General features: G+C 40.4%; 6 protein-coding genes. 4 read left to right on the top strand and 2 right to left on the bottom strand.

From position 1 onward, the window contains the following. Nucleotides 1-262 precede the first annotated feature (262 nt). A complete protein-coding gene (locus AC1DND_RS08105) occupies nucleotides 263-910 on the top strand; it encodes a LexA family transcriptional regulator (RefSeq protein ID WP_477580631.1) in 648 nt (215 codons plus the stop codon). Nucleotides 911-1,579: 669 nt separating this feature from the next. Here the strand turns inward: AC1DND_RS08105 and AC1DND_RS08110 are convergent. Together AC1DND_RS08110 and AC1DND_RS08115 are read right to left on the bottom strand one after the other, a co-directional pair. Continuing rightward, entirely contained in the window at nucleotides 1,580-3,109 is a 1,530-nt protein-coding gene (locus AC1DND_RS08110; RefSeq protein ID WP_477580633.1) for a RagB/SusD family nutrient uptake outer membrane protein, read from the bottom strand. A 10-nt stretch (nucleotides 3,110-3,119) separates the two neighbouring features. After that, complete coding sequence (locus AC1DND_RS08115) at nucleotides 3,120-6,401, bottom strand: SusC/RagA family TonB-linked outer membrane protein (RefSeq protein ID WP_477580635.1); 3,282 nt, start codon at nucleotides 6,399-6,401, stop codon at nucleotides 3,120-3,122. 317 nt (nucleotides 6,402-6,718) lie between these two features. On the opposite strand from AC1DND_RS08115, the gene AC1DND_RS08120 reads away from it, so the two are divergent. The 3 genes from AC1DND_RS08120 (at nucleotide 6,719) to msrA (ending at nucleotide 10,484) form a co-directional block, all read left to right on the top strand. Then, nucleotides 6,719-7,966 (top strand): YdcF family protein, encoded by a 1,248-nt coding sequence (locus tag AC1DND_RS08120; RefSeq protein WP_477580637.1) that lies wholly within the window; start codon nucleotides 6,719-6,721, stop codon nucleotides 7,964-7,966. A 3-nt stretch (nucleotides 7,967-7,969) separates the two neighbouring features. Then, nucleotides 7,970-8,848, top strand: a complete 879-nt coding sequence (locus AC1DND_RS08125; protein ID WP_477580639.1) for a hypothetical protein — start codon at nucleotides 7,970-7,972, stop codon at nucleotides 8,846-8,848. A 1,147-nt stretch (nucleotides 8,849-9,995) separates the two neighbouring features. Further along, a complete protein-coding gene (msrA, locus tag AC1DND_RS08130; RefSeq protein WP_057933770.1) occupies nucleotides 9,996-10,484 on the top strand; it encodes a peptide-methionine (S)-S-oxide reductase MsrA in 489 nt (162 codons plus the stop codon). The last annotated feature ends 386 nt before the right edge of the window (nucleotides 10,485-10,870 follow it).

The following is a 10,870-nucleotide window of genomic DNA, read 5'->3' on the forward strand; positions in this document are numbered from 1 at the left end:
GCTTTGCAGGGTGCTTTTGCGGCGAATAATCGAATTCGTTTTGAGATGGGTTTACCCAGTTTTTTAAAAAATTTAAATGATGGCCTACACCATCTGATAAAAAAAAGTTTTCAATGGCATCAATAAAAGCCATAGTTTCTTTTTTAAAATTTGAGTTCCCTTCCATAGCGTATAGTTTTAAATTATTATCTTAGCTAACGAATTTAGCAAAAAAAAATAAGTTTAACTATATTTTGTACATAAAACTTATTAACATACTACTATGAATGAGAATCAGCGCTTAAAGTCATTAATGGATTTATTGTATTTTAAAACTCAAAAAGATTTTGCTACCGCATTGAATATCAAACAGGGCTCTTTATCGGATATTTTACGAGAAAGGGTTAATGTATCTAACGCCATTAAAGATAAACTCGAACTTAAATTCGACGTAAATTTAACATGGCTTGAAAACGGAACCGGCGAACCGTTTTTTAAAAAGAAGCCAGGCGTTAGCGAAAGTAAAGAGGGTGTTCCTTATTTCGATATGAGCTTATCAGATGCTAAAGATCTCCTGGTAGAAGAACAACGGGCAGAATACCTGGTAAATTACCTTCCTTTTAACGATTGTACGGCTTATTTACCCGTTTATGGCGATAGCATGTACCCCAAATATGCCGCAGGCGAAATTATTGCCATAAAAGAAATTACCAATTACGAAATTTTACAGTGGGGCGAAGCTTATGTGGTGATGACGGATGCAGATAGCAACAGTTTACGCACCATAAAACTAATTTTTCAGCACGCCGATAATACCAAACTAATCCTCCGTTCTTCAAATCCAAATTTTAAAGGCGATACCGTAATCCGCAAGAAAAACATCCAGGCACTTTACATTATCAAAGGAAAAATTACACGGAATATTATTTAGGCAAAGTAGTTTTCAGTTCAAGTTTGTATTAAAAAATGTCATCCTGAGCTTGTAGAAGGACCTGATTAAATATCTTACAAGGCGTTTCGACGGGCTCAACGTGACAAATTCGGAGTGAATTACAAATATGAATGAGATTCGCAAACTGGATTCTGCATTTTTCATCTTAAATCAGCGGGAGTTTAAAAAGGGTTCCGGCAGGAATCGTAATGCCTTAGTAGGGTTTTTATGTTGCATTAAGATTCCCGCATGCGCGGGAATGACGACTTTCTTTAGAATCTGCGTGATCACCTTTAATCAGCAGGAATAAATAAAAAAAGCTCCCGCAGATCAGCAGATTTTCGCAGATTGTAATAAGCTATATAGGAGTCAGTATTACAGGTTGTCATCCTGAGCTCGTCGAAGGACATGATTAAATATATTACAAGGTATCTCGATATATAAAAATTAATATTAGTGAGATTAGATTTAAGGAGATAATAGTCTCGAAGTATCGTCATTTCGACCGTAGCGGAGAAATCTTTTAATTTCAATATTTGTTTCAAAGATCTCTCCCTTCCGTTGCACTTCAGTCGAGATGACGATCCTTAGATTGGAATCTGTCAATGAAAACTAAAAAAGCGGTCCGATCAATGATCAGCCCGCTTTGCTTAAATATTACCAATCCGTTTAGTAACCCGGATTCTGATACATTTTAACCGGATCTAATTTCACTTCATCAAAAGGAATAGGAAAATACCTGTCTTTTGTAGTTACGTYAGCCAGTTTAGCAATTCCATACGACGACTGTGGTTTCACTTTTAAGTAAGTAACCAATTCCGCAGCAGTAAAATTCCTGATTAAATCGAACCATCTTTGGTGTTCGAAAGCAAACTCTACCCTACGCTCGTGCAAAATAGCCAATTTTAAAGTCGGGAATTTAGCCGCATAGGTGGCATCTGTTTTGGCTACAGCGTATAATGGCATTCCAGCCCTTGCCCTAACCATATCCAGATATTGAATGGCCACCGCATCGTTGCCCTGCAACATATTTACCTCCGCAAGCATTAAAATTACATCAGCATAGCGCATCAAAATCCAGTCGTTGCCTCCATAACCGTTTTTAGTGGCCAATTCACTCGCATCGCGGAATTTGGTAATAAACCAATCCTTTACCGTGGCATCGTTAGCGTATTTTACCGAGAAATCTTTCCTTAAATCGCTTGGTTCATACTCATTGATCAGGTCTAGCTTCACATTACCACCAATACCGGTTGATACTTTTAAAGAATTAATCAATTCGCCTTTTGCCTGGTTGTTTGCAGCAATACTCGAACTGTAATTCACATCACCTTGTTTATAGGATATCTGGAAAATCAACTCTTTACAACTCATTTTCTTCGCTACATCAAAAACATCAACATAAGGGATTTCAGATAAATTTCCAAAAGTTTTCATGTTGTAAGCTGCCAATAGATAAGTATTGGCATTAGTTAGGTTTTCGGCTTTATTTGCCGGTAACGTTGCCGCCATCGTTAAGTAAACCTTGCCCAAATAAGCATTAATTGCAGCTTTCGAAGTCCTCCCGATGTTTGCCGAGTTCTGAAAATTCGGCAGCGTACTGTTTAAACCGTCTTTTAAATCGGCAACAATCTGGTTGTACACATCAGCCTCAGGTACACGGAAGGTTGCTGCGGTAACCTCATCAGTATTGTTCAATTGTTTAGTAACTAAGGGAACAGGACCCCATTTCCTTACCAGTTCAAAATACATAATGGCCCTTATAAATTTGGCTTCGGCAATGTAATTAATCTTGTTTGCAGGTGTTACAAAAGTTACCTTATCAATGTTCGATAAAATTACATTGCTCCGGGTAATCGCGTTGAAAAGCGCCAGCCAGTGTGCTTTTAAATAAGAGTTACTGGGTAATAAAGAGAAATCGTTAAACTGGAAGGGCTCACCAGCATTACTCTGGTTGTCATTTCTTCCCGCATCGTCCGAGCGTTCATCGGTAAACAGTCCACTGTTCTCACCCAGGGTATTACTACTCCTTAACGACTGGTAAGCGCCATTTACTGCCAATAGCACATCGTTTTCTGTTTTAAAATAGTCTTCAACAGTAACCGCGTTTGGGTTGTTTTGTGCTAAAAAATCTTTTTTACAGGCACTTAGGGTTAAAACTGCTCCGAGGGCCAGAATTGTATAAATATTGTTCTTCATTTTCTTAATGCTAAAAAGTAAGTTTAATACCCAGGTTATAGGCTCTTGCCAATGGATAGTTACCATAATCTACACCTGGAGTTAAATTAGAACCTCCACTATAATCTACCTCTGGGTTATAACCCTTGTAATCGGTAATCGTAAAAGCATTATCAACACTGGCATAAATGCGGATGTTGCTCACTTTTATCGCATTGGCGAGCATTTTAGGGAAGGTATAACCTAAAGTAATGTTGGTACATCTAAAGTAAGATCCATCCTGAATATAGAAAGACGATAAACGGGTACTGTTACTTTGTGTACCTGCCCGAGATGCGCGATAATTTAAACCACTGCCAGGGTTAGCTTCGTTTCTGTAACGGTCGGCAACCTCTGCATATTGATTTCCCGAACCTTCAAAGTTATACAGGTAGTAATCCTGCCCATCTAAAACCTGGTTCCCGTACGATCCATTGAAAGATGCCCTTAAATCGAACGTTTTGTAAGAGGTGTTTAAAGCAAAACCATAGGTGAATTTAGGGTACGGGGTACCGATTACCGTTTTATCCGCGTCATTTACAATGCCGTTACCATCCGTATCCTGAAAATATAAATCACCGATTTTAGCCGGGTTCGTAGCAGATGCCGATGGGGCAACCTTACCTAAATTATCGGCAGTAATTCTACCCAAAGCCTTAAATCCGTAGAACATCCCTACAGGCTGACCTTCTTGTGTAATGTGTGTTAAATACGAACGTTCTGCACCATTGGTTAAAATGGTACTCGCACCACCCATATTTAATACTTTGTTGCGGTTAACGGCAATGTTTCCGCTGAGGCCCAAGGTAAAATCCTGTTTTTGGATAATTCTTCCATCCAGTTGGATATCAAAACCTTTGTTGCTGATTTTACTGTCGGTCAGATTGGTCAGGATAGAAGAAGTTCCTGATACAGCAGAAATTGGTTGGTTGAACAACAAATTATACGAATAACTCAGGTAATAATTGGCAATGATATTTAAGCGGTTTTTGAACAGGCTGATATCGGTACCAAAATTATACTGGGAAGTAGATTCCCATCCCAGCTTCGGGTCCTGGATGGCATTTGGCCAGATCGCCGTCGAAATCGCATTTCCAAAAACCACACCGCCCGGCGCACTCATTTCCTGTGCGGTTCTGTAATTCGGAATGTTGTTGTTGCCGCTCAATCCCCAACTTGCCCTTAACTTAACAGTTGATTGTTCGCCAAGAAAACTGTTATAGAAATCTTCTTCCGAAAGGTTCCATCCTGCGGCTACCGAAGGAAAATTGCCATATTTATTCAGCGGACCAAACCTTGATGACCCATCACGGCGGAATGAACCGGTTAAAAAGTATTTACCAGCATAGTTATAGCTGAAACGGCCGAAATAAGAAAGTAAGGTATTGGTAGCTTTAGCCGTTTTGTTTGCTCCATCGGTTATTAAAGTCAAAAATCCTGCATCAGCACCTTTATCCGTAATTTCGCCTATTTTATCGTTCTGGAAACCACTGGCAGAAATACGGATCAGATCGCTGGTTGTTTTTTGCGCAGAATATCCTCCAAGCACATCAATTTTATGTTTGCCAAAGGTTTTATTGTAGTTTAGGGTAAATTCGCCAAGCTGATCAACCTGGCTAAGGGTTTGCGCAATTGCATTCGCCGCCGTTATTGCAGCTGTAGAATAAGGTGGGTTGTTACCATTACTTAAGCTGGTTGGCAAATAAAAATCATATTTTTCATTGTAAGTCTGTGTACCCAAATTGGCTTTAAAATCCAGTCCATCCAATATGTTATAAGTGGCGTTAGCATTATAGGTACTTCTAGCCCCTTTTCTGGTAATTTTTACCTGTTCAACTGTAGCTAAAGGATTCTCAGGATTCTGTATCCCATACTGAGAAGCTAAAGCCCCCATGCCAAACTGGATCGGGTTTCCATTGGCATCCCTCGCAGGCAGATAAGGCAGGTAAATTAAAGCCGACATCATCGGGCTTAAATCGTAACGGCCTTCCCTCACCTCGCGGTTATCGTTCTGCGTATACGAAATATTTGCGCCTACACGTAAACGCTCACTCACCTTACCATCAATATTCCCCCTGAAGTTGGTTACTTTTTGGTTGGTGTTGGTAACAATACCATCGTTGTTCTGGTAGCCACCGCTTAAAAAGTATTTTACATCTTTAGTACCGCCAGAAAATGAAAGGTTATGGCGTTGGAAAGCTGCATTGCGATAGAGTTCATCCTGCCAGTCGGTATTATAAGCTGCAGGGATAGCCTGTTGTGTGCTGAAATTATAAAGATCGGCAGGAATGCTTACACTACTTCCATTGCCTACATTGGCAATACGGGTAGTATTATTATCACCGAACATCGCATCGTTCCAGGTTTTGCCCGAGTTTACCCACAAATCTTTATAGGCATTGTTGCGTCCGTCGATTAAAAGTTGGATAAACTGGTTGGCATCCAATAATTTTACTTTTTTGGCCAACTGGGAAATACCGCCCTGAACATCGTACTCAAACTTCCCTTTTCCATCTGCACCTCTTTTGGTGGTGATTAACACTACCCCACCCGATGCCCTTGAGCCATAAATGGCAGCAGAAGCCGCATCCTTCAAAATGTCGATGGTTTCGATATCCTCTGGATTGATGGATACGTTGTTTCCTGCCGGATAACCATCAATTACATATAAGGGATCGGAACTGGCGTTAATCGAACCRATGCCCCTCACCCTGATTTTAGTACCCGAATATGGCGCACCGCTGGTTTGCGATACCTGCACACCGGCAACCTTACCAACCAATGCCTGGCCAACAGTAGGAGAAGTTAAATTCATTTCGCTGGCTTTAACACTGCTGATGGCACCTGTTACATCCGATTTTCTGATTTTCTGGTAACCAATGGCCACAACCTCATTTAGGGTATTGCTGCTTTCTTTTAAAGTAACATTAATATTCTGGCGGCCGTTAACCGTAACTTCCTGATTATCGTAACCGATATAAGAGAATACTAAAATTGCACCTTCTTCTACATTAATGGAGTATTTACCATTGGGATCGGTAACGGTTGTTTTTTTTGTTTTCTTTTCGAAAACACTTACACCCGGTAAGGGTTGGTTATTTTGATCGGTAACTGTTCCGCTTACCGTGGCAAATACTTTATGTTGTAAGCCCGACGCAGTTACTTCATGATTAATCGCTGTTGCACTGGAATTACAGATGGCCAATAGGCCTAAAGGCAAAAGCAATTTCCGGCAAGCACTTTTTATACTTGCGGTTAAAAAAAATGATGTCATCTTTTTGTTCTTAGTAATGGTTTTGAAATATAATTGGGGGTTCGTTTTAAGTAGAAGCGTAGATTTTCACATTTACATAGGCTTATCCTTTAAGGTTAACAAGTAATTTTTGGAGCGTTCTACAGCGGCAAAAGTAGTGGTCTACTTTTAACACGATGTATCTATTATGTTAACTCTATACACCAATTTGAACTGGCACTTTAAATTAATATTAACACCAATACATATATAATAAATCGTTTTAACAACCATCAAAGAATAACATCTTGTTAATGTTTCTTTAATGGCCAATCTTTAAATTTGCTTCCAAAACTTTGATGAAACCCCTTTATACCTTCTTTGTGTTCTGCCTTTTTTGGCAAGGCTTATCTGCACAAGATTTAACCAGCCAGTCTTATCAGTTAATTAAGACCAGGAACGAAGTACAATACAAAAATTATTACCTGCTTTCCCTTTTTCAGCAATTGCCCGAGCTGCGCAAAATGCTGAGTACAGATACGGCGTTCAGCAACATCTATAAATCGAAAACCACACAGGTAAATGAAGCGGTAAAAACCTGCAAAACAGATATTAGCTGTTACGCAAAAGCCTTAAAATTCAACAATGAAGAAATAGCCCATATCGGCAACCGTTTGGCGCTGCTTTATACAGAAAACAATGCATTGGGAAATTTGGTAAAAAATCATCTTATCCCCTCAGGTTGTTATGCCATGTTTGCCAAAGAACCACACAAAACCCTTTTAATAAAAGCATGGGAACAAGATGCCAATGCCATTAATTATGCAATTGGCGTTTACGTAGAAGGAAACAAGCCCAATTACCCGAAAATAGATTCGATCAGTTTTAGTCTAACTGACAAAACGTTTGCAGAACTCACATCGGCCAGTGCATTATTAGCCTTGCAGGGCAATAATAAGCTCTTTTTCGAACCTGCCATGTTATTTGCATTGGAAGCTTTAGAACTGAACGAACGCAATGAGGCCGCCGATTACGAGCCGATGGCTAAAGGCGTAAACCTTGCCGCCATTAACCAGATCAAAAAAATAGATTGGAAAAAATATCCTTACAGCGTAATCCTGGTTCCGGGAGCAGGTCCGGAAGAAAAAGACGTTGCGCTAAGTGCTGGCGGAATGATCCGCTGCCGCTTAGCAGCTATACAGTATAAAAAAGGTGTAGCCCCTTTTATTGTAGTATCGGGTGGCCGCGTTCACCCTTATAAAACCAAATTCAGCGAAGCCTACGAAATGAAGAAATTCCTGATGGAAGTGCTTCAGATACCCGAAAGTGCCCTTATTATGGAGCCACATGCCCGCCATACCACCACTAACATGCGTAACTGTGCAAGGCTAATGTTCAGGTACGGGATGCCGGTAGATAAACCCGGTTTAGCCTGCACCGTAAAATCGCAGAGCTATAACATCACCAATCTACTCCCCGAGCGTTGCAAAAAAGAACTCGGCTACTATCCTTATAAAAACGGAAAACGTTTAAGTGATACCGAATCCGAATTCTACTTTAATACAGCTTCCTTACAAATTGATTTTGATGAACCTTTAGATCCTTAGTTTATGAAAACATTAAATCCTATTTTAGTACTGATCATGATGTTTTTTGTAGCCCGGTACAATAAAACCGATGGAAAGATTACAAAAACGATTACAATTGATTCGTTGGGTGCCTGTCAGGGTATTTCTTATCAAAACGGAAGGTATTTCCTCTACGGAGATAGAGAAGTGGGCATCATGCGCGAATATCAGCTCCAGAAAGACTCGTTGATTGATCAGCATAAGGAATACAAGTTCACCGTTAAAGGCGAAAATATCATCAAACATCCCACTGGCATTGCCTATCACAAAGGCTTACCAACTTTTGTGGGCAACTCAGTAAAGCAAAATGCAGCAGGCACCGTTTGGAAAGCGATAATTAACTGCATCAACTGGGAAGGCTTTTTAAAGACGAAAACATTGGACGGAAATTTTGTAAAATCTATTGAAGATGATGCCTGTATCCAGGGTACACGGCCTGAGTATGTAAATTATAAAGGCAAATGGTTTGTGACAACAGCCGATTATGGCAATAAAGCAAATGAAGTACGATTGTATAACCCAATAGCTTTATCAAAAGCCAGCAAAACAAGTGAAAAAGGAATCCTCTTTAAAAAATTCACATGCTCGCCATGGGTACAGAACTTACATTATATTGCGGCTAAAGGTATACTCGTTTTAATCCAAAACCAAATTGAAGGGCGTAAATGGAGACTGACCTTTCTTGATCTGGAAAAATCGCTTGCCAGCGGTCAGGAATCTGTTATCAAAGTTATAGACACCGATAAACCGGATGAGCTGGAAGGTTTTACCTTTGCCGATAAGGCCGATCAAGGGATCGCCGTAAGTTCTTCCAAAAAAAACAATGTAAGTTTTATGGATTTTAGCTGGAGCAATCAATAGTTCTCCAAAAGATATTCATTAATCACGTCGTCATTCCCAACTTGATTGGGAATCTTAATGCATTTGGCTTTAAGATTAGCTTCGCTGAGTACTGCGTGGTTCCCGCCTGCGCGAGAATGACGATTTCTCACAAGATATCTTGCCTTCCAGAAGCCCTTATCGTCCTATCGGTTGGTGTCTCACCGACCGACATTGTATATTCAAAATCAGGAAACGAATGGCTTGTAGTTCTTGGCGGTTTGCAGTCCCGCCATTCGCTATAGCTCCGATAGAAAAAAATCGGAGGCTGCCGCTACTGTCGGGTTTATAAGCTACGGGTTGTGCACCCTGCAACCTCAAAAATAAAAAACTGAGTTAGCCATTAGCCCCGGTTGAAGCGTTACCCTGCAGCGACGAGGCATCCCGAACTTTCGGGAAAGCGTAAAAGCGAAAGACGGGAAGAAATTTAGTGTGTTTGCAGAAACCTTGCGCTCCAAAACATAAGAGCTTGCAGTTGCCAAAATTTGTCAGTCTGAACGTAGTCGAAGACCCCTGGATGCGTTCAATCATGTGAGGAATATAAGATCATATAAGTTTATATCGTAAAATGATCCTTCAACTACGCTGCCATTGACGTTATTTTGTAATTATTTAAATATGAATGGTTTATGCCGATTGTGTATTCCGCCCAACTAGGCCGTAGCACCGTATCCCGTTCTAATAAATCCGGCCTAACAAATTTTTCGGGCTGCACTGCCCAAGCCAACGTACTCGCTTCGAAAGAAAACGGCGAAGCCCTCATGAATACAGCTGAAAACCATAATACAAATGAATAAATTTTTCAGCCGGCATTTTTTGTTTTTTCATGGGCTTTTATGTTTTCAAACGGCATTCAAGCTAGCTATGCTGGTCTTTTTGATGCCAAAAAGAAAGAGCCCTTCGGCGGCGGTGAGCCGAGGCAAGACCGCGCCGTAGGCCAAGAGAAAACAATTGTACGTCACTCATATTGATTTTAAACAATTAATTAACCCTCAGGATAACACTAAACGGTTTATCCTATCTTTTGTCATTTCACCGACTATACCATACAATTAAATAGCGCCCCCCTTCTTTACTTTCCCTTTACACATCTTCGTCGTATCTTTATTAATCAAAAAAAGGAAGATATATGAATACTGAAAAAGCCATTCTTGCAGGCGGCTGCTTTTGGGGAGTAGAAGAACTGCTCCGTCATTACCCAGGGGTTACCTCTACCGTAGTAGGATACACTGGCGGTGATGTTCCCAATGCCACCTACAGAAACCATGGTACACATGCCGAAGCCATTGAAGTTACTTTTGATCCAACCGTTTTAACCTACCGCAAATTATTAGAATACTTCTTCCAGATCCATGATCCGAGCACACGCAACAGACAGGGAAATGATGTGGGCACCTCATACCGCTCAGCTATTTTTTACAATAGTGAAGAACAGAAAAATACCGCAAATGCATTAATTGCCGAACTGGATGCTTCTGGTAAATGGCCTGGCAAAATTGTAACAGAGGTGGTACCTGAAACCGATTTCTGGAATGCTGAAGAAGAACACCAGGATTATTTACAGAAAAACCCTTACGGTTATACCTGCCATTTCGAAAGACCAGACTGGAAGTTATAAATAAGGTCGCTATTAAAAGGCACAAAGCAATTTGACAGAAAGCTGGAGAATCAGTTTTGTTTTCTGAAAATCAGATACAGTAGCATTTCGGTTCATGCTGCCCTGCTGTTTGCTATAGCCCTCATACTTCGGGGCTGTCGCTGCCATCAGGTTTAAGTGGCTCGGCAAGCAATACTATTTGGGGCTGCACAATGCTGGAATACGATCCATCGATCAGCATCATGCTAACCAACCTTAAATAGTAGCAAATATTACCAATCTAAACTTGATTGCCGTGGTAACTCTCGATTTCCTTCTAATGGGGCAATGTTATTAAGTTAAGGAGAAAACAAAAAACCTTGTCATCCTGAGCCTGTCGAAGAAAAATGTTTTTTTGTTTTCGACTA

Source organism: Pedobacter sp. 01N416, assembly GCF_056399685.1.

Coding starts and splice junctions, on each gene's coding strand:
- AC1DND_RS08105 (WP_477580631.1), top strand. CDS start 263: ATGAATGAGAATCAGCGCTTAAAGTCATTAATGGATTTATTGTATTTT.
- AC1DND_RS08120 (WP_477580637.1), top strand. CDS start 6,719: ATGAAACCCCTTTATACCTTCTTTGTGTTCTGCCTTTTTTGGCAAGGC.
- AC1DND_RS08125 (WP_477580639.1), top strand. CDS start 7,970: ATGAAAACATTAAATCCTATTTTAGTACTGATCATGATGTTTTTTGTA.
- msrA (WP_057933770.1), top strand. CDS start 9,996: ATGAATACTGAAAAAGCCATTCTTGCAGGCGGCTGCTTTTGGGGAGTA.